General features: G+C 67.1%; 18 protein-coding genes. 13 read left to right on the top strand and 5 right to left on the bottom strand.

The features are described 5' to 3' along the window. The first annotated feature begins 49 nt into the window (after positions 1 to 49). On the top strand, positions 50 to 1024 hold the full coding sequence (gene alc / locus ACWDXS_RS20020; protein WP_449967617.1) for an allantoicase: 975 nt from the start codon (positions 50 to 52) through the stop codon (positions 1022 to 1024). A 23-nt stretch (positions 1025 to 1047) separates the two neighbouring features. Further along, positions 1048 to 1995, top strand: a complete 948-nt coding sequence (gene puuE, locus ACWDXS_RS20015; RefSeq protein ID WP_387445884.1) for an allantoinase PuuE — start codon at positions 1048 to 1050, stop codon at positions 1993 to 1995. A 44-nt stretch (positions 1996 to 2039) separates the two neighbouring features. Here puuE and ACWDXS_RS20010 read toward each other — a convergent pair whose 3' ends face one another. Beyond that, positions 2040 to 2327, bottom strand: a complete 288-nt coding sequence (locus tag ACWDXS_RS20010) for a hypothetical protein (protein WP_449967614.1) — start codon at positions 2325 to 2327, stop codon at positions 2040 to 2042. 77 nt (positions 2328 to 2404) lie between these two features. Beyond that, the gene (locus ACWDXS_RS20005) at positions 2405 to 3547 is read right to left on the bottom strand and encodes an alpha/beta hydrolase (RefSeq protein WP_449967611.1); all 1143 of its coding nucleotides are present in this window, start codon (positions 3545 to 3547) and stop codon (positions 2405 to 2407) included. Between the two features lie 497 nt (positions 3548 to 4044). On the opposite strand from ACWDXS_RS20005, the gene aceA reads away from it, so the two are divergent. From aceA to ACWDXS_RS19980, 5 genes are all read left to right on the top strand, one after another. After that, positions 4045 to 5334 (top strand): isocitrate lyase, encoded by a 1290-nt coding sequence (aceA, locus tag ACWDXS_RS20000; RefSeq protein ID WP_067450000.1) that lies wholly within the window; start codon positions 4045 to 4047, stop codon positions 5332 to 5334. 163 nt (positions 5335 to 5497) lie between these two features. Further along, positions 5498 to 6370, top strand: coding sequence for a 3-hydroxybutyryl-CoA dehydrogenase (locus ACWDXS_RS19995; RefSeq protein WP_358186489.1), 873 nt, complete (start codon positions 5498 to 5500; stop codon positions 6368 to 6370). Positions 6371 to 6720: 350 nt separating this feature from the next. Continuing rightward, on the top strand, positions 6721 to 9045 hold the full coding sequence (gene metE / locus ACWDXS_RS19990) for a 5-methyltetrahydropteroyltriglutamate--homocysteine S-methyltransferase (RefSeq protein WP_378991100.1): 2325 nt from the start codon (positions 6721 to 6723) through the stop codon (positions 9043 to 9045). 111 nt (positions 9046 to 9156) lie between these two features. After that, positions 9157 to 9576 (top strand): VOC family protein, encoded by a 420-nt coding sequence (locus ACWDXS_RS19985; RefSeq protein WP_379316328.1) that lies wholly within the window; start codon positions 9157 to 9159, stop codon positions 9574 to 9576. Continuing rightward, entirely contained in the window at positions 9576 to 10151 is a 576-nt protein-coding gene (locus ACWDXS_RS19980; protein WP_449967605.1) for a TetR/AcrR family transcriptional regulator, read from the top strand. Before ACWDXS_RS19985 ends, ACWDXS_RS19980 begins: the two co-directional genes overlap by 1 nt. A 59-nt stretch (positions 10152 to 10210) precedes the next feature. Here ACWDXS_RS19980 and ACWDXS_RS19975 read toward each other — a convergent pair whose 3' ends face one another. After that, on the bottom strand, positions 10211 to 11545 hold the full coding sequence (locus tag ACWDXS_RS19975) for a DUF1254 domain-containing protein (protein ID WP_449967602.1): 1335 nt from the start codon (positions 11543 to 11545) through the stop codon (positions 10211 to 10213). Positions 11546 to 11680: 135 nt separating this feature from the next. After that, positions 11681 to 12220: a TetR/AcrR family transcriptional regulator gene (locus ACWDXS_RS19970; RefSeq protein WP_378991093.1), complete on the bottom strand. Its 540-nt coding sequence runs from the start codon at positions 12218 to 12220 to the stop codon at positions 11681 to 11683. Positions 12221 to 12317: 97 nt separating this feature from the next. Here ACWDXS_RS19970 and ACWDXS_RS19965 point away from each other — a divergent pair, with 97 nt between their 5' ends. Beyond that, the gene (locus tag ACWDXS_RS19965; protein ID WP_449967599.1) at positions 12318 to 13601 is read left to right on the top strand and encodes a phthiocerol/phthiodiolone dimycocerosyl transferase family protein; all 1284 of its coding nucleotides are present in this window, start codon (positions 12318 to 12320) and stop codon (positions 13599 to 13601) included. Positions 13602 to 13623: 22 nt separating this feature from the next. On the opposite strand, the gene ACWDXS_RS19960 is transcribed toward ACWDXS_RS19965, so the two are convergent. Next, positions 13624 to 14694 (bottom strand): S1C family serine protease, encoded by a 1071-nt coding sequence (locus tag ACWDXS_RS19960; RefSeq protein ID WP_378991089.1) that lies wholly within the window; start codon positions 14692 to 14694, stop codon positions 13624 to 13626. A gap of 119 nt (positions 14695 to 14813) precedes the next feature. On the opposite strand from ACWDXS_RS19960, the gene ACWDXS_RS19955 reads away from it, so the two are divergent. The 5 genes from ACWDXS_RS19955 to ACWDXS_RS19935 are packed head-to-tail and all read left to right on the top strand — an operon-like array spanning position 14814 to position 20222. Further along, positions 14814 to 15866, top strand: coding sequence for an NAD(P)-dependent alcohol dehydrogenase (locus ACWDXS_RS19955; protein WP_378991088.1), 1053 nt, complete (start codon positions 14814 to 14816; stop codon positions 15864 to 15866). Positions 15867 to 15917: 51 nt separating this feature from the next. Continuing rightward, complete coding sequence (locus ACWDXS_RS19950) at positions 15918 to 17108, top strand: AI-2E family transporter (RefSeq protein WP_378991086.1); 1191 nt, start codon at positions 15918 to 15920, stop codon at positions 17106 to 17108. Positions 17109 to 17115: 7 nt separating this feature from the next. Then, positions 17116 to 17847: a ZIP family metal transporter gene (locus ACWDXS_RS19945; RefSeq protein WP_449967594.1), complete on the top strand. Its 732-nt coding sequence runs from the start codon at positions 17116 to 17118 to the stop codon at positions 17845 to 17847. 56 nt (positions 17848 to 17903) lie between these two features. After that, positions 17904 to 19361 carry an alanine/glycine:cation symporter family protein gene (locus ACWDXS_RS19940; protein WP_378991081.1) on the top strand — a complete coding sequence of 486 codons (1458 nt, stop codon included), beginning with the start codon at positions 17904 to 17906 and terminating at the stop codon, positions 19359 to 19361. A 15-nt stretch (positions 19362 to 19376) separates the two neighbouring features. Next, entirely contained in the window at positions 19377 to 20222 is an 846-nt protein-coding gene (locus tag ACWDXS_RS19935; RefSeq protein WP_378991080.1) for a polyphosphate kinase 2 family protein, read from the top strand. The last annotated feature ends 46 nt before the right edge of the window (positions 20223 to 20268 follow it).

The raw sequence follows: 20268 nt of genomic DNA, 5'->3' as shown, positions 1-20268 counted from the left end.
ACAAATAGCGGTATACCAGTAATATGGCACCCGACCCCAGGAGGCACCCGTGAGCCGATTCACCGGCAGCGACGATTTCACCCTGCTCCCTGATCTGGCCGTCCGCACCCTCGGCGGTTCCGTGATCTGGGCGAACGACGAATTCTTCGCGGAGAAGGAGAACCTGGTCAGCCCGGGTCCGTCGGAGTACCAGCCGGCGACGTTCGGCCACAAGGGCCAGGTCTACGACGGCTGGGAGACCCGCAGGCACCGCGGCAAGCCCGGCGACGATTCGGCCGTCGTGCGCCTCGGCGTGCCCGGCGTGATCCGTGGCGTCGTGGTCGACACCGCCTGGTTCAAGGGCAACTTCCCGCCCGAGGTATCGCTGTCGGCGCTGGCGATCGAGGGCTACCCGCCTGCCGAGCAGATCGCGGCCCGCACCGACTGGGTGACCCTGCTCGACCGCGTGAAGGTCGGTGGTGACAGCCGCAACCCCTTCGCCATCGACAGCGAGAACCGCTGGACCCATGTGAAACTCACCATGCATCCGGACGGCGGCGTCGCCCGCCTGCGCGTGCACGGCGAAGGCCGCCCCGATCCCGCGCTGCTCGGCCTCGGCCCACTCGATCTCGCCGCGCTGGAGAACGGCGCCGTCGTGCTCGACTGCTCCAACCGGTTCTACAGCTCGCCCAACCAGCTGCTCTACCCCGGCCTGGCCAGGGAAATGGGCGACGGCTGGGAGACGGCACGCCGCCGCGACGACGGAAACGACTGGGTACGAATCCAACTCGCGGGCCCGGGGGCGATCCGGCTGGCCGAGATCGACACCTCCTGCTTCCTCGGCAACAGCCCCGGCGCGGCCTCGCTCACCGGATTCATCAGTGACGGAACCGAAGTCGAGCTCTTGTCGCGCACCGATCTGCTGCCCGATACCCGCCACCGGTTCGTGCTACAGCCCGCAGCCGCCTCCGTCGTGGAGGTACGCCTCGACATCTATCCCGACGGCGGCCTCGCGCGGCTGCGGCTCTACGGGGAGCTCGGATGAGCGCAGTATCGCGCGGCGATTCCATGGGCGGTGGTGGCCGGGCGACGGGTGGGCGCGATGTTCGCGATTTCGTCGGGTACGGGCCGAATCCGCCCGACCCGCAATGGCCCGACGACGCGCAGATCGCCGTGCAGTTCGTGCTGAATTATGAAGAGGGCGGGGAGAACAACGTCCTCGACGGTTCGCCGCATTCGGAGACCTTCCTCTCCGAGATGACGCCCGCCGATGCCTTCCCGAACCGGCACATGAGCATGGAATCGCTTTACGAATACGGTTCGCGCGCCGGGTTGTGGCGGGTGCTGCGCGCCTTCGAACGGCGTGACCTGCCACTCACCGTCTTCGCGGTGGCGCGAGCCATGCAGCGCAATCCCGAAGCGGTGGCGGCCTTTTCCGAACTGGGTCACGAAATCGCCTGCCACGGCTTGCAATGGAAGTCCTATCAGCTGATCGATCGCGATATCGAGCGCGCCGATATGGCCGAGGCGATCCGCATCCTCACCGAGCTCACCGGCTCCGCCCCGCTCGGCTGGTACACCGGCCGCGACTCCCCGAACACCCGCGAATTGGTCGTCGAACAGGGCGGTTTCGTCTACGACTCCGACTCCTACGCCGACGACCTGCCCTACTGGACCGAGGTGCGCGGCCAGAGCCACCTGGTGGTTCCGTACACCCTCGACACCAACGACATGCGCTTCGCCTCCCCGGCGGGCTTCGCCAACGGCGAGGAGTTCTACGCCCACCTGCGCGACGCCTTCGACGTCCTCTACCGCGAAGGGGCCGAGGACACCCCGAAGATGCTCTCCGTGGGTCTGCACTGCCGTATCGCTGGCCGTCCCGCCCGCACCGCCGCCCTGGAACGCTTCCTCGACCACGTCCAATCCCACGACCGGGTGTGGATAACCCGCCGCATCGACATCGCCGAGCACTGGCGCAAGGTGTATCCGGCGGGCGTCCGGCTCCTGGGCAACTGACGCGAAACGTCGACCCCTCTAAGGGGCCGACGTCGGCTCGGTGTCTAGGCCAAACCGCAGCGTTCGATATTGCTCAGCGTGATCTGGCGATCGGATTCCTTGGCCTGTGGAACGCGGTTGTAGGCGCCCATGGAGTCCATGTAGTCGACGAACGTGTCCGCGATCTCCTCCGGCGTCGCATCCGGTTTCGCGGCGCGGACGTTGTCGACCAGGGTGCGCGTGGTCTCGCACTGCTCTTCCGGGGTGAAGATCGGCGGCGGGTCGGCGTGCGCGAAAGCCGGTGCGAGCAGCAGCACGAAAGCGGCCAGGGCGGCGGATCGAATCATTCTCACCCGTTCGACTCTACGTATCGAAACAGCAACGGCCCCAAGCTACTCGGCGTAGCGCGGGGCCGTTGTCGTGCTCGTCGTCAGTCGAACAACGCGCTGACGAAGGGGAGGGAATCGACCAGGGAGGCGTTGACGGTGCCGTCGTGGTCGGTGGGATAGGTGTGGAAGGTGACGGGCTGGCCGTTGGCTTGGAGGACCGCGGCGTAGCGGAGGGTTTCGGGGGTGACCACGTCGGTGTCCCGCAGGCCCTGGCCCAGGAAGAGTGGGCGGTCGAAGCCGGATTCGGGCAGGCCCATGTAGCGCGTGAGCAGGCCGTGGACGTCGGGGATCGACGACAGCGGGCGGGCGAACATGCTGCCGACCGAGGGCTTCGCGGCGGCCAGCTCGTCGCCCAGTGGGCCGATGCAGCCGGTTTGGGCGCGGGCGAGCCAGGTCCGGCCGGTGTCGGTGAGCAGGCCGTCGATGTCCAGGTCGGGGTAGGTGGTGCGCAGGCCGCTGAGGATGTAGAGGACGTACGCGGTGAGGTGCGAGCTCAGGGCGATCGGGGGTACGCCGGGGCCGATGAGCCCGATGACGTCCTCGATGTAGGCGGGCACGCCGGTGCCGACCGCGCCGCGGTAGTCCAGGCCGGTGCCGCCGAATTCGGTGGCGTAGCGAGCGGTGAACACCGCGGCGCCGGCGCCCTGGGACTGGCCGACCACGGCCCACTTGTTCGACAGGGACGCGTACTGCTCGGTCGCGGCCTTGACCCCGTCGACCACGTTGTGCGCTTCGGCGATGCCGTTCAGATAGGGATGTTCGCCGGGTCCGCCCAGGCCCGCGTAGTCGGCGGCCACGATCGCGTAGCCCTGTTTCAACCAGGTGCCGAGGTAGGCCCGGTCCCGCTCGACCGCAGCGGGGCCGGCCACGCTGTAGGCGCAGTCGTCGCCGAGTCCGACGGTGCCGTGTGCCCACGCGATCACCGGCCAGCCGCCCTGCGGGGCTTCGCCCGCGGGGAAGTACACGGCCGCGCTGGTGGTGGTCGGCTGGTCGCCCGCGGTGGTCGAGCGGTAGAGCAGGCGCTCGGCGCGGGCCGATCCGGGCAGGGTGGCCGCGGGGGACAGTGACTCGACGCCGACGACGGTGCCTGCCGCCTCGGCCGGTTGCGCGCTCGCCACCGGCGCCAGGCTCAGCGCCGCCGCCAACGCGGTCAGCGTTGCCGCCGCGATCCTCGGAATCCTCATGGGCCCACTCTTTCGCCTCGGCGGATGAGTGTCCACTTCCGGGGGGCGATGGGATCGATACCCGCGTCGTGACCGAATCGAGTGACGACACGCACATCATTCGTGTCCGGCGTGGTGTGTGAAACGACTCACAGACTGCCAGGCTCGGGAGTGTCGGCGCGTGCCCACCTGATGATCGCTAACAGTACGAGCGTTATGCTAAAACTCCAGGTCAGCGCTACTCGCTGGTAGGCGGAGTCCTTGCAATCGGCCCGCTAATTTCGCAAAGTTAGCAAACGCGTCGGCAAAACTAGCTGAGATTCACACAACCAACAGGTAGACGGCTATTTCTGGGTGTGCCATTGTTTGGAAGTACACCCCTTGGGCCCTAGTAAGTCCTAGCAAGCCTGCAAATTGCTCCAGCAGTACGAGATGTGCAACCGAAAGCGTTCAGCCACCGGTTGATTCGCACGCCGACTGCGTGGAGCACCGACCACACGAGGAAGTGGAGTCAAGAGATGTCTCTCCCCGGCACCCCGAAGACCGCAGCGGAAATCCAGCAGGATTGGGACACCAACCCGCGTTGGAAGGGCCTGACCCGCACCTACTCCGCCGAGCAGGTTTCCAAGCTGCAGGGCAACGTCGTCGAGGAGCACACCCTCGCCCGTCGCGGTTCGGAGATCCTGTGGGACCTCGTGAACAACGAGGACTACATCAACTCGCTGGGCGCCCTCACCGGCAACCAGGCCGTGCAGCAGGTTCGCGCCGGCCTGAAGGCCATCTACCTGTCCGGTTGGCAGGTCGCCGGTGACGCCAACCTGTCCGGCCACACCTACCCGGACCAGTCGCTGTACCCGGCGAACTCGGTTCCCGCGGTGGTGCGTCGCATCAACAACGCCCTGTCGCGCGCCGACGAGATCTCCAAGGTCGAGGGCGACGAGTCGGTCAAGAACTGGCTGGCCCCGATCGTGGCCGACGCCGAGGCCGGCTTCGGTGGCGCCCTGAACGCCTACGAGCTGCAGAAGGCCATGATCGTGGCCGGTGCCGCCGGTGTCCACTGGGAAGACCAGCTGGCTTCGGAGAAGAAGTGCGGCCACCTCGGTGGCAAGGTGCTGATCCCCACCCAGCAGCACATCCGCACCCTGACCTCCGCGCGTCTGGCCGCCGACGTCGCCGACGTGCCGTCGGTGATCATCGCCCGCACCGACGCCGAGGCCGCCACCCTCATCACCTCCGATGTGGACGAGCGCGACCGTGAGTTCCTGGACGGCACCCGTACCGCCGAGGGCTTCTTCGGTGTGAAGAACGGCATCGAGCCCTGCATCGCGCGTGCCAAGGCCTACGCCCCGTTCGCCGACCTCATCTGGATGGAGACCGGTATCCCGGATCTCGAGGTCGCGCGCAAGTTCGCCGAGTCGGTTCGCAGCGAGTTCCCGGACCAGCTGCTGGCCTACAACTGCTCGCCTTCGTTCAACTGGAAGGCGCACCTGGACGACGCGACCATCGCGAAGTTCCAGCGTGAGCTCGGCGCGATGGGCTTCAAGTTCCAGTTCATCACCCTGGCGGGCTTCCACTCGCTCAACTACGGCATGTTCGACCTGGCGCACGGCTACGCCCGCGAGGGCATGACCGCGTTCGTCGACCTGCAGGAGCGCGAGTTCAAGGCCGCTGCCGAGCGTGGCTTCACCGCCATCAAGCACCAGCGTGAGGTCGGTGCCGGCTACTTCGACACCATCGCCACCACCGTCGACCCCAACACGTCGACCGCCGCCCTGAAGGGCTCCACCGAAGAGGGTCAGTTCCACTGATCCCCCTCGGAGTTGCTTTGACCGGCAACGCCTTCCCTCTACTCCGGTAGGGGTGTACGCCCTCCCTCGCCGATCAGCCCTCGGTGAGGGAGGGCATCCCTATACTTTGGTCGCTATGACCTCCCCAGCCACCCCACAGCCAGACACACAGCAGGAGCGGGACGTGAGCAGCAGCGAGAAGATTCAGCGCGTTGGCATCATCGGCGCCGGACAGATGGGCGCGGGCATCGCGGAGGTGTGCGCACGCGCGCACGTCGACGTCCTCGTCTACGAGACCACCCGTGAACTCGCCGCCGCGGGCCGTGCCCGGATCCTGCGTTCGCTGGACCGTGGCGTGAGCAGCGGCAAGATCACCGAGCGCGAGCGTGAGCAGGCCGCATGGCGGCTGCGCTTCACCTCCGATCTCAGCGACTTCGCCGACCGTCAGCTGGTGGTCGAGGCCGTTGTCGAGAACGAAGAGGTCAAGACGGCCATCTTCAGCGAGCTGGACAAGGTCGTCACCGACCCCGACGCCGTGCTCGCCTCCAACACCTCCTCGATCCCGATCATGAAGATCGCCGTCGCCACCGCGAACCCCGAGCGCGTGGTCGGTCTGCACTTCTTCAACCCGGTGCCGGTGCTGCCGCTGGTCGAGCTGGTCACCACGCTCAAGACCAGCGAGCCGGTCGCCAAGCGCGCCGAGCAGTTCGCCGCCGAGATCCTCGGCAAGCAGATCGTGCGCTCGGCGGACCGCTCCGGTTTCGTCGTCAACGCGCTGCTGGTGCCGTACCTGCTCTCGGCCATCCGAATGGTCGAGTCGGGCTTCGCCACCAAGGACGACGTCGACAAGGCGATGGTGCTCGGCTGTGCCCACCCGATGGGGCCGCTGGCGCTTACCGACCTCGTCGGCCTCGACACCGTGAAGTCCATCGCGGACTCGATGTACTCGGAGTTCAAGGAGCCGCTGTACTCCGCCCCGCCGCTGCTGATGCGCATGGTGGAGGCCGGCCTGCTCGGTAAGAAGACCGGAGCCGGGTTCTACCAGTACGGCAAATAGGGGACTCGTCCGAACAGCCCGGATTCGGGCTGTTCGGTAGGGACGCATCAGGTTTACCCGCTCGGGGTCGTTTGGTGGCTGTGTTCATTGGAGCGCTGGCGCGCTCGAGCGGGGCCCTTCGGGCCCCTGATCTTCCCTCCCTACGGGTACTCCTTCGTCGCACCCTTCGGTCAGTCCAGATCAGGGCGGGCCCCTAGAGAGACTTACAAAAGGCGCTCAGGTGCTCGGGGTTTGCGGGGGGAGCGGCGCGGGGGCGTTCTTGCGGCTTAAGCTGCTGTTGCCGGACGTGCTTGCTTGCCCGGTGCTATGTCTCGAGCGCAGCGTGTGATCGAAAGGGAGTATCGGCGGTCATGGTCAACGTCACCGATGGATTCGGGTCGAGCGTTCTCGGATACCCGAGGATCGGTCCGCACCGAGAGCTCAAGCGTGCGCTCGAGTCGTATTGGCGCGGATCGCTCGAACGCGAGGAACTGCTCACGGTAGGACGCGATATCCAGGAGCGTCAGTTCAACGAACTGGCCGCGACCGGACTCACGCAGGTGCCGGGCAACACCTTCTCCTTCTACGATCACATCCTCGACAACGCGCTGCTGTTCGGCGCTGTGCCCTCGCGTTTCAAGGAGTTCGAGGCCGGGCTCGACCCGCTCGACTTCTACTTCCTGATGGCGCGCGGCAACCCGGACACCCCGCCGCTCGAGCTGGTGCGTTTCTTCGGCACCAACTACCACTACCGCCAGCCCGAACTCGACGCCGACACCACGTTCTCGCTGCATCCGCAGGCCCTGCTCGACGAGTGGGACCGGGCTGCCGCCCGCGGGATCGAGCTGCGTCCGGTGGTCCTCGGACCGGTGTCGTTGCTGCTGCTGTCGAAGGCCGGGCATGTGCCGGGCGAGGCCGAGTTCGACACGTTGAGCCTGCTCGATCAGCTGCTGCCGTTCTACGAAGAGCTGTTCGAGATCCTCGCCAAGCGCGGGTCGACCTGCGTGCAGCTCGACGAGCCCTGCTTCACCGGCGAGCGCACTCCCGCCGAGCTCGCCGCGTTCGAGAAGGCCTACAACCAGCTGGCGAAGGCGCCGCTGCGTCCGCGCATCCTGGTCACCGGGCAGTACGGCGACTTCGGCGAGGCGCTGCGGATTCTGGCCGCGAGCAATGTCGAGGCCATCGGACTCGATCTGGCCTCCTACCGGATGCAGCCGGAGGAACTGGCGGCGATCCCGGGGATCCGGCGCAAGCGGATCTACGCGGGTGTCATCAGTGGTCAGAACGTGTGGCGGGCCGACCGTTTCGTCACGCTGAGCTACCTCAACGCGATCGCCGAGGTGTGCCCGGATCTGGTGGTGTCGACCGGCACCACGCTGCTGCACGTGCCCTACGACGTGCTCGCCGAGTACGACATCGAGGGCAATGTCGCCGACCGGCTCGCCTTCGCGAAACAGAAGGTGGGCGAGGTCGTCTCACTCGCCAAGGCGCTCACCGAGGGCCCGTCGGAGAACTGGCGCAAGCGGCCGACCGAGGTGCACTTCAAGCAGAAGCACGCGGTGCGCCAGCGGGTGTACGCCGTGACGCCCGAGATGCGTGAACGCGCGCCCTACGACGAGCGCGCGGCCGCGCAGCAGGAGCGGTTGAACCTGCCGTTGGTGCCCGCCACCACGCTCGGTTCGTTCCCGCAGAGCGGCAAGCTGCGCCAGGCCCGCCACGAGGTGGCCTCGGGCCGGCTGTCCGACGACGACTACCGCAAGCAGGTCGAGGCCGAGATCGAGGCCACGATCCGGCTCCAGGAAGACATCGGCCTCGACGTGTTCGTGCACGGTGAGCACGAACGCAACGACATGATCCAGTTCTTCGCCGAGCAGCTCGACGGTTTCGCCACCACCCGCTTCGGCTGGGTGCAGGTGTACGGCTCGCGCTGTGTGCGACCGCCGATCGTCTACGGCGACGTGGCACGGCCGGCACCTATGTCGGTGGAGTGGACCACCTACGCGCAGTCGCTGACCGACAAACCGGTGAAGGGCATGGTCACCGGGCCGGTCACGATGCTGGCGCGTTCGTTCGTCCGCCAGGATCAGCCGCTCTACGAGACGGCCGACCAGGTGGCACTCGCCATCCGCGACGAAGTGGTCGACCTGGAGAAGGCCGGGATCGCGATCATCCAGGTCGACGAACCCGCCATCCGCGAGCTGCTCCCCGCCCGCCCGCACGGCCGTGAGGAGTACCTGCGCTGGGCGGTCGGCGCGTTCAAGCTGGCCACCTCCGGCGTGCGTTCCGACACCCAGATCCACACCCACATCGGCTATTCCGGCCGCACCGAGGTGGTCGACGCGATCGATCAGCTCGACGCCGACGTCACCGCCATCGTGGCGACCCGCTCGATCGAATGGGTCATCGAGGCGCTCACCGAGGACCTGTCCTCGGGCCACGGCCTCACCCACGGCGTCGGCCCCGGCGTGTACGAGAGCCGCTCGGCCCGAATCCCCGATATCGACGAGTTCGACGAGCTGCTCACCCAGGCCGCGAATGCCGTGACCCCGCAACGGTTGTGGGCCAACCCCGACGGCGGCCTCAAGACCCGCCATTACTGGCAGCTGGAGCCGTCGTTGCGCAACATGGTGGCCGCGGCTCGCCGGGTCCGCCGCCGCGCGTTGGCCGCGCAGGAGGCTGCCGCGACCGAGGAGTAAGCGAACAAAGCAAAAAGGGGCGCACCGGGTTTCGGTGCGCCTTTTTTGTTGCCGGATGGTCCCTACGCCCAGCACCGGGTTTTATTACGGTACGTACTGTACCGTTGTGGTATGACTGTGATGACCTGGCCGGATTCCTTACGTGTAGCGCAGGTTCGGATCGCGCGCCCGACGGATCGGCTCGACGAGGTGGTGCGCTTCTATGTCGACGGGCTCGGGCTGCGCGAGCTGTACCGGTTCGAGAACCATGCCGGATACGACGGGGTAATGGTCGGTTTGCCCGGCGCCGATTACCACCTCGAGTTCACCAGTCATGTCGACGGCAGCCCGGGTGCGGCGCCCAGCGCGGAGAACCTGCTGGTGCTCTATTTCGACGGTGCGGCGCCGATGTTCGACGTGGTGGAGCGGCTCGGTGAGTTCGGGGTCGAGCCGGTGCCCGCGCAGAATCCGTACTGGGCGGCCAACGGCGGTATGGCATTTCCCGATCCGGATGGGTGGATCGTCATGCTCGTGCCACGGCCGGTCTTCTGATGCCCGGACGCGCGCGCGAGGACCGGATCGATGTCGCGGTGCTGGCCGCCACCCGGCAGCTGCTCGACGACAACGGCTACGCCGAACTGTCGATCGGTGCGGTGGCGACCAGGTCGGGCATCCATCGCCCGGCGATCTACCGGCGCTGGCCGTCCAAGCGGCATCTGGTCGTCGCGGTGGTCGCCGATCTGCTCGGTGTCCGGCCGACGGACGACACCGGCGATCTGCGCGCAGATCTCACCGCGGCCCTGCGCGGCCTCGTCGCCGCGCTGCGCGACACCCCGCTCGATCGGGTGCTGCCCGCGCTGGTGGCGGACCTGACGAACGACCCTGAACTGCGCGCGCACTTCCTGTCCACGGTCTTCGAGCCACGCAGGGAAACCACCGCGAACGCCCTGCGCTCGGCGATGAGGCGCGGCGAGGTCGATCCGGACATAGATCTCGACTTCATCCTCGACACGGTCGCGGCGACGATCTACTTCCGCGCACTCTTCGGTCATCTGCCGTTGGACGACGCACTCGTCGATGCCTCGGTGAACGCCGTCCTGCGCCTGGTGCGCCCGCTCGATAGCTGAGGGCGCCAGCACCTCGCCTGATACTCGAACCCTTCGATGAGGTCGGGCTGTGCCTGGGGTCAGGTTCTGGTGATCGGGGGGAGGACGTAGGTCTGGTCGAGGACCGGCGGCTGGGGCTCGTACATGCGCAGGCAGGGGCGGAAGTCGCCTTCCGGGGCGGGGAGCCAGTTGGCGCGGGCCTTGGGGTCGGTGGGCTCGGCGTGGCTGATGGTGATCGTGAGGGCGCCGTTGTCGTCGTAGACGAGGCCGGGGGTGCGGTCGCCGATCGAGTAGCGGTCGATCGGGTTGGCGCAGAGGTAGAAGTCCGGGGTCGAGTACATGGTGACCGACCAGAAGGCGCTCACCGGCGGGGTGGGGTCCAGGCGCAGGGTGTAGGTGTTCGCGCCGGTCAGCTGCCCGCCGGTGCTGTCGGTGTAGATCATCGCGTAGGCGGCCTCGTAGGCGTGGTTGCCCCAGAGTCCGGCCTTGGCGGCTACGGCGCGCGCGATGATGCGCTGTTCGGGGTCGGTGATCTTGAAGTTCTCGTTGTCGAGCGTGCCGACCTCGAAGAAGTCGATGTTGTAGTCGAAGAGGTGCAGTGTCGACTGCCAGCCGTTCTCCCCGGCGCCCGCCCCGCCCTTCGTCGCGTTGCTCAGCTCTTCCTGGCCCTCACCCAATCCGGCGCGCAGCGCGGATGCTCGATCAGGGTCGAGGGACGGGTAGGGCGAGGCGCCCGCTGTCGTCAGGCCGATCGGCGCGAACGATTCCTGGAGTGCGAGATCGCGCTTCGCGGGAGGAAAGGCCTGCGACCAGACACGGACCTTCTCGAGGAACATCAGGTCCGGGGCGACCGTCGGATCCGGTGACGGAAGTCCCGTCGGCTGTGCGCCGCGGTCGGCGGGTGTCAAGGTCAGCGCGTCCTGCAGGGCGTGCACGGCGGGGAGGTCGTCCGCGCCGGCGCAGGCCCATCGACCGGCGATCACGCCGACAACGGTGGGGAAATGGATGACCGTCGTGTCGTCAGGGGCAGTACCGGTCCATCCCGGTGGTACGAGGAGGTAGTCACCCGCGCGGTTTCCGGTGGCCCGGGTGCCGACGTAGGCGAAGTTGTCGGTCCAGGCGTCGATGAACTGCATGACGTAGTACCGATCGCCGGCATCAGGCACGTGGAAGGTTATCGGGCCGACTGAAAGGTCGATCAGGGCGATCGAATACACGGTGTCGTTGTTGACCGAGACGAAGGTCGCCGAGGCGTCGGCGAGGGTGCGGGCATGGGAGAAGTCGTTGAACGGCGTCGCGGGGATGCCGCCGATGCCCTCGCGGAGCAATCGCTCGATCGAATCGAGGTTGAAGACCAGGGGGAATCCGTACAGATAGGCCTGTGCGGTCAATGCGGGGACGTTCTGATCCGGCATGTGCGCTCCTCGTCCTGGCGTCCACGTCGCGCGACCGTCGTCGGACCGCGCGACACCAGCATCCGCTGATGCGCGACCGGCGCACATCGCCCGGACCGGGTGAGATCGTCGCGTGCCGGTCGGTGGTGGAGCGCGTCAGGCGCGGATCATGGCGCGGGCACCCGCCGTGAGCTCGGCCGCGGAGGGGGCGTTGTCCGGGTCGATCAGCCATTGCAGGAGCAGGCCGCCGATCATCGTCTGCAGGATCGCGCCGACATTGCTGTCGCCGTCGCCGAAGGCATCGGTCAGGCCGCGGCGGGCTCGTCCCTGCGCGTCGGCGAGTTCGGCGCGCAGTTCGGGGGAGTGCAGTGCCTGGTTCAGGCTTTCGGCGTTGGCGTGCCACAGTGGCGCGTTCTCGACGAACGAGGTGATCAGGCTGTGCCAGAACGCTTCGAGGCGGGCGGTGGGATCGGTCGGGTCGTCGGCGGGTAGCGCGTCGAGGATCTGCGTCACCGCGGTCGCGCTGGATTCCAGCATCGCCTGTTGGAGCAGCTTGTCGCGGGTGCCGAAGTGGTAGTTGATGGCCGCGAGGTTGGTGCCGGAGGCGGCGACGATGTCGCGCACGGTGGTGCGGGCATAGCCGCGTTCGGCCAGGCATTGCTTGGCGGCTTCCAGGAGATCTTCGCGCGTTCCCACTCGCGCACGATAGCAAGTCGCGCATACATCTGTTTGTGACATCAGTTTCAAACAAACGTCAGTGACAAGTGTATGAAACAGATGTATGTTCTCGACCATGACCTCTCGGCGACGTATCTCCCCGTTCGAATCCAGCTACTTCGGCACCGGCACGACCATCGGCAGCGTCCCGACCGGCGGGATGCCGCTGTTCCTCGGCACCACCGTGCACGGCGAGCTGGACCCCGCGATCCTGCGCACGGTGCTCGACGAACTCGCCGCGGCGCATCCGCTACTGCGCAGCCGGGTGGTGACTGAGGACGGTGTGGGCTATTTCGTCCGCGACGACGCGTTCCGGCCTCAGCTGGACCTTGTCGAAGGTGGGGAGGCCGAATATCTGGCGCTGGTCAACGGCCCGCGGGACTGGAGCGACGGGCTGTTCCGTGCATACCTGCTGCGTGCGGGCCTGCGTCAACAGATCGTGTTGGTCGTCCATCACGGAATCTCCGATGGCAGATCAGGATTCGCGCTGCTCGGACAGCTGTGGCGGCACTACACGGCGCACGTGACGGATAAGGCTGTGCCGGAAGTGGATTCGGATCAGTCGATGCCCGAGGCCATGGATACCCGCTTGGCCGACGTGGTTTCGTTCGCGGCGGCTGAAGCGTGGTTGGCCGAGGTCAGGGCGGGCGCGGCGACGATGAACCCCGAGGACGCGCCTCGAACACTGCCCCGCGACGGCACCGACACCGACCGGCTCGGCCGATTCGCGATGCAGCGCATCGAACTGACCGCCGAGGAGACCGCCGAACTGGTGGCAGCGGCGCGCTCCCACGGTCTTTCGGTGAACAGCGTGCTCACCGGTGCGGTGCTGGCGGCCGTCAGAACCCGGTTGCCCGAATCGGGTAGCGTGCCGCTGTTCTGTGGCTACGCGGCCGACGTCCGCGCGGAATTCGACCCGCCGGTGCCCGTCGACACGATCGTCAACTACGCCTCGGGCGGCGGCACGCTGGTCTTGGCGACCGGCGAGACCACTCAGCTCGAACTCGCTCGTTCGGTCGACACCGGCCTGCGCGCCGGCCTGGACCGTCGCGAACCCGCGCTCTTCCCGCTCGCCACCCAGCTCGTGAACGACGACGTCACCGCCGCCCTCCTCACCGCGCCGCCGACCTTCGCGCTCTCCAACATCGGCCGCGTCCGACCCCATACGATCCCCGGCCACATCGCGTTCGTCCGCGACGACATCTACGCCATGGGTCCCGCCATGCCCCCGAAACTCACCGCCTTCACCATCGGGGGCCGCCTCACCCTCCAACTCGAATACGACACCAACCTCTACAGCCGCCCCCAGATGGAAAAGCTCCGCCTCACCCTCATCGAACTGCTGCACACGCTCGAGTGACGTCGTTCTCAGCGGCCACGGGTCAGTTGGGTGTTCCGTAGGCCAGGACTACGTCGACGATTCGGGTGGTGCCGTGGGGGGAGGTCACCTCGAGCCGGATGGAGTCAGCGGGCTTGCGGGTGTTGATGGCCGCGCTCAGTGCCTTGGCGGTGGTGATCGAGGTGCCGTCGACCGCGGTGATCACGTCGCCGATGTTGATCCCGGCTTCGCGAGCGGGTTGGCCGTAGAAGGCCCAGCTTACCTGGGCACCTGCCGGTCTGGCATCGATCACCTGCACGCCGAGGGTGGCGGTCGGGCCGATGTGGACGGTGTCGGTGGGCGTGCCCGAACGGATCTGCGCCACGATCCGCAGGGCGGTGTCGATGGGGACCGCGTAGCCGTTGGCGGGTTTGCCCTTGGCTCGGGAATCCTCGCCCGACGCCGCCGTGATCACCCCGACCACCGCACCGGACGCGTCGGCCAGCGCCCCGCCGGACTGCCCGCCCATCACCGGTGCGGCGACCTCCACCATCCCGTTCAATGCCTTGCGAGTGAGGTCGGCGGAGTTCATGGCGACGATCGTGGCGTCCAGATCGGTGATCGGACCGGCGACCGCCGTCGGCTCGCCGCCGTCGCCACCCGCATCACCGATCGCCAGCACGTCCTGGCTGATCCGCAGATCAGCAGAGGTGCCGAGGCGCGCGGTCGGCAGGTCCGTGGCCCCGCCCAACGACAGCAGCGCGATATCGGCGCCGGAGTCGTAGCCCAGGACGGTGGCCTCATAGACGAGACCGTTGGCGATATCGGTGACGGTCAGCGCCTCGGCGCCTTTGATCACGTGATGGCTGGTGAGGATCTGCCCGTCGGGGGTGAGCACGATCCCCGACCCGGCCGCTCCGATCCCCAAACCGGCCGCGTCGACATCGATATTGACCAGCGCCGATCCCACCTGCCCGGCGACCAGCGCGGGATCCAGCGGCACCAGCACGGGCGCCTGTGCCTGCGCCACGAACTCCGGCTCGACCACGGCGATCTCCCCGCGATACCCGAGGAACGCGCACACCCCGAGCAGCGCCGCCATCATCGTCACCAGCACTCGTCCGACACGCTTCACAGCACATGTCCTCTCTCGCGAGCCGACCAGTCCATTGTGACCCGTTTTCGGCGTCCGCTGGTCTCGATACGGACGCGGTGGGTTGGCAAAGACACGCATGCGGCTGTAGGCATGTAGCCATGAGCACCGCTGCCGCCTACGCCAAGCCCTCTCCCGACGGGGCCTTCGAGAAGGTCACGATCGAACGTCGCGAAGTCGGTCCCGACGATGTGCTGATCGATATCAAATACGCCGGTATCTGCCATTCCGATATCCACACCGCGCGTGACGAGTGGGGTGGCGCGCAGTATCCGTGCGTGCCCGGTCACGAGATCGCGGGCATCGTCGCCGCCGTCGGCTCGTCGGTGCACAAGTACCAGGTGGGCGATCGGGTCGGCGTCGGCTGCCTGGTGAACTCGTGCGGCAAGTGCGTGCCGTGCCTGGCGGGTGAGGAGCAGTACTGCACCAACGGCCCCACCTGGACCTACAACTCGAGGGTGCCCGAGTCCGCGCAGCCCGGCGGCTACACGATGGGCGGCTACTCCACTCAGATCGTGGTCGACGAGAGCTTCGTCGTCGCGATTCCCGAGGGCATCGGCCTCGATGTCGCCGCGCCGCTGCTGTGCGCGGGCATCACGCTGTTCTCACCGCTGAAGCACTGGAACGCGGGACCGGGTAAGAAGGTCGCGATCATCGGGATGGGCGGGCTCGGGCACGTCGGCGTGAAGATCGCCGCGGCGCTGGGCGCGGAGGTGACGGTGCTCAGCCAGTCGCTGCGCAAGCGTGACGACGGCCTGCGTATGGGCGCTCACCACTACTACGCCACCAGCGACAAGGAAACCTTCCGTCAGCTGCGCGGCCAGTTCGACCTGATCATCAACACGGTGTCGGCCGACCTGCCCATCGACAGCTACCTGCGCCTGCTCGCCCTCGACGGCACGCTCGTCATCCTCGGCCTGCCGGAGCACCCGATGAGTGTCACCGGACGCAACCTCGCCGGTTTCCGCCGGTCGCTGGCCGGTTCGATGATCGGTGGCGTCGCGCAGACCCAGGAGATGCTGAATTTCTGTGCCTCGCACGGCATCGGCGCGGAGATCGAACTGATCTCCGCCGACGAGATCGACTCCGCGTACGACCGCGTGGTCGCCAGCGACGTGCAGTACCGGTTCGTGATCGACACAGCCACCGTGTGAGGCGAGCGCGCCGACAGGCTGTCGGCGCACGTCCTGGGTACCGTGACATTCGTGGTTGCCCAGGACGAATCCGCTGAACCCGCCGCGCAGTCCGTCGACGTGAGCGCCCTGCCCGCCTTCTGGTCGGTGCGTACGCCGCCGCGCTGGCTGCCGCGGGCACTGCTGTACGCCGTGCTCGCGGTCGCCGGGTTGATCGCGGCGTTCTGGGTGCTCGGCAAGATGCAGGGCCTGCTCACGGTGCTGCTGGTGTCGATCTTCCTGGCGTTCGCGATCGAACCCGCGGTGAATTGGCTTGCCGCGCGCGGTGTTCGGCGCGGGGCGGGCACCGGCGCGGTGTTCCTGGTGGTGCTGGTGGTGATCGTCGCGTTCGTGTGGACGCTGGGCGCGCTGCTGGTCAACCAGGTGACCATGCTGGTGACCAACGCCCCGGACTACGTCCAGGATCTGGTCGACTGGGTCAATTCGACCTTCCATCAAGATATTTCGGGCGACGATCTGACCAAGTACGCCTCGGAGTGGAGTTCCACGATCGAGAAGTACCTGGTCGGTCTGGCCGGAAACGTCTGGGGCATCGGCACTGTCGCGATCGGCGCGCTGTTCCAGCTGCTCGGCGTGCTGCTGTTCACGTTCTACTTCGCCGCCGACGGACCGCGTTTCCGCACCTGGGTGTGTTCGCTGCTGCCGCCGAAACAGCAGAAGCATGTGCTGCGGGCCTGGGACATCGCGGTCGAGAAGACCGGGGGCTACATCTATTCGCGCGCACTGCTGGCCCTGTGCTCGGCGATCGCGCACTACGTCGCGTTGCGGGTGCTCGATGTGCCGTCGGCGTTCGCCCTGGCATTGTGGGTCGGCGTTGTCTCCCAGTTCATTCCGACCGTCGGCACCTATATGGCCGGCGCGCTACCGGTACTGGTGGCGTTGGTACACGACCCGATCACGGCGCTGTGGATTCTGCTGTTCATCATCGCCTATCAGCAGTTCGAGAACTATGTTCTGCAGCCGCGCATCACCGCGACCACCCTGGACATGCATCCGGCGGTGGCCTTCGGGGCGGTGATCGCGGGCGCCGCGCTGCTCGGTCCGACCGGTGCCCTGCTCGCCATCCCCGTCACCGCCACGCTGCAAGGTTTCGCGGGTGCCTACGTGCGGCGCTACGAAGTCACCGAAGAGGCCGACGCGCCACCGGCCAAGAAGAAGAAGCGCAAGAAAGCCGACACCGAAGCCGCATCCACCGACGAATAGGCAGCTCATGGCGATCCTGTTGTCCCTGGTGTCGATGTTGTCGACGCTGCTCGGCGGCTTCGTCGCCATGCGGATCGGCGACCGCAAGCACCTGGTTCTCGGGCTGGCCGCCGGGGTGATGTTCGGTGTGGTCGCGTTCGACCTGATCCCCGAGGCGCTCGAACAGTCCGACGGCATGTTCCGGGGCATTCCGTATGTGTTGATCGCCGCGGTCCTCGGCTTCCTCAGCCTGCACGTGATCGAGCGCGCGGTCGCCGTCCACCGTGGCCACGAGCAGGAATTCGGTACGCACAAGCACGGTTTCGAGTCGGTCGGCCTGCTCGCGGCGGGCGGCTTGATCTTCCACAGCACCCTGGACGGTTTCGGTATCGGCCTCGGCTACCAGGCAGGCGCGGCGGTCGGCCTGTCCGTGGCGATCGCCGTCATCTGCCACGACTTCGCCGACGGTTTCAACACTTTCACCATCCCCACCGTCTACGGCAACGCCCGCAAACGCGCCCTCACCCTGCTGGCCCTCGACGCCATCGCACCCGTCGTGGGCGCCGTCCTGGGCACCCTGATCCACGTCCCCGAGAACTGGATCGGCCTCTACATGGGCTACTTCGCCGGTTTCCTCCTCTACCTCGCCACCGCCGACATCCTTCCCGAGGCCCACGCGGGCCACCCCTCCCGGCTGACCCTGCTGTGCACCCTGTTCGGCGTAGGCGCCATGTTCGCCGTCGCCGCCTTCAGCCACTGAGCAACATGAGCGCGGCCTGATCGGTCGTGGGGTGTGGCGGCGGTAGCGTTCGGCGGATGGACACGCTGAACTCGGTGATCGTCGACGTCAATGATGTGTTCTGGAACTGGCTGCTGATTCCGCTGGTCGTGGCGGCGGGGGTGTACTTCACCGTGCGCAGTGGGGTGGTACAGCTGCGGATGCTGCCGGAGATGTTCCGGGTGGTGGCCGAGAAGGGGCCGACGGCGGCGGATGGGAAGAAGGCGGTGTCGGCCTTCGGGGCGTTCAGTATTTCGGCGGCGGCTCGGGTGGGCACGGGCAACATCGCGGGGGTCGCGACCGCGATCAGTGTCGGTGGGCCGGGGGCGGTGTTCTGGATGTGGGCGATGGCTACGGTCGGGGCCGCGTCGGCGTTCGTGGAATCGACCCTCGCCCAGCTCTATAAGCGGCGGGAGAGCGAGCCGGGCACCTTCCGCGGCGGTCCGGCGTACTACATGGAGTACGGGCTGCGCCGTCGGTGGCAGGGGCTGACCTTCGCGGTGATCATCACCGTGACCTTCGGGTTCGTGTTCAACGCGGTGCAGTCCAACACCATCGTGGCCACCGGGCGGGCGTCGCTGTCGGCGCTGGACGGTGACTGGTTCGCGCCGCTGGTCGGGCTCTGCCTGATCACGTTGCTCGGGGTGGTGATCTTCGGCGGGGTGCGCCGGATCAGCCACATCACCGAGGTGCTGGTTCCGGTGATGGCGGTGGTGTATCTGCTGCTCGGCATCGCGGTGGTGGCGCTGAACATCACCGACCTGCCGCGGGTGCTCGCCGATATCGTCGGCGGGGCGTTCGGGCTGCGTGAGGTGGTCGGCGGCGGAATCGGGACCGCGCTCGCGCAGGGCATCCGGCGCGGCATGTTCTCCAACGAGGCCGGACTCGGGTCCTCGCCCAATGCCGCTGCGGCGGCCGATGTCTCGCATCCGGTGAAGCAGGGATTGGTCCAGTCGCTCGGCGTCTACTTCGACACCCTGCTGATCTGCTCGATCACCGCGTTCATCATCCTGACCAGCGACCCTGATCTGTCCGAGCGGCGCAGCGCCGACCTGACCCAGAGCGCGCTGCAGGCGTCGCTGGGCACCTGGGCCGGGCACGTGCTCACCGCGGTGGTGTTCCTGCTCGCGTTCAGCTCGATGATCGGCAACTTCTACTACGGTCGCGCCAATATCGAATTCATCACCACCCGTCCCCAGGTGCTCACCGCGTTCCGAATCCTGGTGCTGGTGGCGGTCTTCGGCGGCGCGCTCGGTTCGGTGAGCCTGATCTGGAACCTGGCCGATGTGTTCATGGGCGTGATGGCGCTGGTCAACCTGGCCGCGATCATCCCGCTCGGCGTCGTCGCGTTCCGCCTGCTCGCCGACTATCGCGCTCAGCGCGGTGCGGGTGCGGACCCCGTATATGTGCACCGTGCCGACATCGCCGACCCGGCGGGCGTGCAGTGCTGGCAGGCAACGATTGCGTCGAGCTTGCCCGGTAAACCCGCCCATTAGTGGTAGGCATGGGAAATGGCGAAACAGTGGACCGAAACGGCCGATATCGCGCTGCGCGCCGACGGTCAGCGCGTCGCTGATCTGGACACCTCGAGCACGCCGGGCTTCACCGGCGGCAAGCGCCTCGGCAAGGAACTGCTCGCCGAACGGGCGACGGTGCTCTCGGTCTTGCAGGAGAAGCTGTTCGCGCACGGTCGCACCGGTGGACAGCGCAGCGTGCTGCTGATCTTGCAGGGCATGGACACCGCGGGTAAGGGCGGCATCGTGCGCCACGTCATCGGGTCGGTCGACCCGCAGGGCGTCGACCACGCGTCGTTCGGCGTGCCCACCGAGCTGGAGAAGCAGCACGATTTCCTGTGGCGCATCCGCAACAAGCTGCCCGCCCACGGCCAGATCGGCGTCTTCGACCGCTCCCACTACGAGGACGTGCTGGTGGTGCGGGTACACGATCTCGTGCCGCAGGCGGAGTGGGAACAGCGCTACGACCAGATCAACGCGTTCGAGAAGGAGATCGCCGACGCGGGCACCACCATCGTGAAGGTCGCGATGTTCGTCTCCCTCGACGAGCAGAAGAGCCGGCTGCGCGAACGGCTGGAACGCCCGGACAAATACTGGAAGTTCAACCCCTCCGACATCACCGAACGCGCCTACTGGCCCGAATATCAGAAGGCGTACCAGGCCGTTCTCGACCGCACCAACACCGATTACGCGCCCTGGCACGTGCTGCCGTCGGACCACAAGTGGTACGCCCGCCTCGCGGTCACCGAATTGCTGATCGCCGCGTTGGCGCAGATGGAACTCGACTGGCCGCCCGCCGACTTCGATATCGCCGAGCAGTTGCGTCGACTCGACGAGTCCTGAATACGGGCAAGACGCGCATTGCGGAAACTCTCAGGTTCGGCCCGCA

The organism is Nocardia sp. NPDC003183, from assembly GCF_053590715.1.
This window is presented reverse-complemented; position numbering and strand designations above follow the sequence as displayed.

Coding starts and splice junctions, on each gene's coding strand:
- ACWDXS_RS19975 (WP_449967602.1), bottom strand. CDS start 11,545: ATGCCGGATCAGAACGTCCCCGCATTGACCGCACAGGCCTATCTGTAC.
- ACWDXS_RS19935 (WP_378991080.1), top strand. CDS start 19,377: ATGGCGAAACAGTGGACCGAAACGGCCGATATCGCGCTGCGCGCCGAC.
- ACWDXS_RS20005 (WP_449967611.1), bottom strand. CDS start 3,547: ATGAGGATTCCGAGGATCGCGGCGGCAACGCTGACCGCGTTGGCGGCG.
- aceA (WP_067450000.1), top strand. CDS start 4,045: ATGTCTCTCCCCGGCACCCCGAAGACCGCAGCGGAAATCCAGCAGGAT.
- ACWDXS_RS19945 (WP_449967594.1), top strand. CDS start 17,116: ATGGCGATCCTGTTGTCCCTGGTGTCGATGTTGTCGACGCTGCTCGGC.
- ACWDXS_RS19940 (WP_378991081.1), top strand. CDS start 17,904: ATGGACACGCTGAACTCGGTGATCGTCGACGTCAATGATGTGTTCTGG.
- ACWDXS_RS19980 (WP_449967605.1), top strand. CDS start 9,576: ATGCCCGGACGCGCGCGCGAGGACCGGATCGATGTCGCGGTGCTGGCC.
- puuE (WP_387445884.1), top strand. CDS start 1,048: ATGGGCGGTGGTGGCCGGGCGACGGGTGGGCGCGATGTTCGCGATTTC.
- ACWDXS_RS19985 (WP_379316328.1), top strand. CDS start 9,157: ATGACTGTGATGACCTGGCCGGATTCCTTACGTGTAGCGCAGGTTCGG.
- ACWDXS_RS19965 (WP_449967599.1), top strand. CDS start 12,318: ATGACCTCTCGGCGACGTATCTCCCCGTTCGAATCCAGCTACTTCGGC.
- ACWDXS_RS19955 (WP_378991088.1), top strand. CDS start 14,814: ATGAGCACCGCTGCCGCCTACGCCAAGCCCTCTCCCGACGGGGCCTTC.
- metE (WP_378991100.1), top strand. CDS start 6,721: ATGGTCAACGTCACCGATGGATTCGGGTCGAGCGTTCTCGGATACCCG.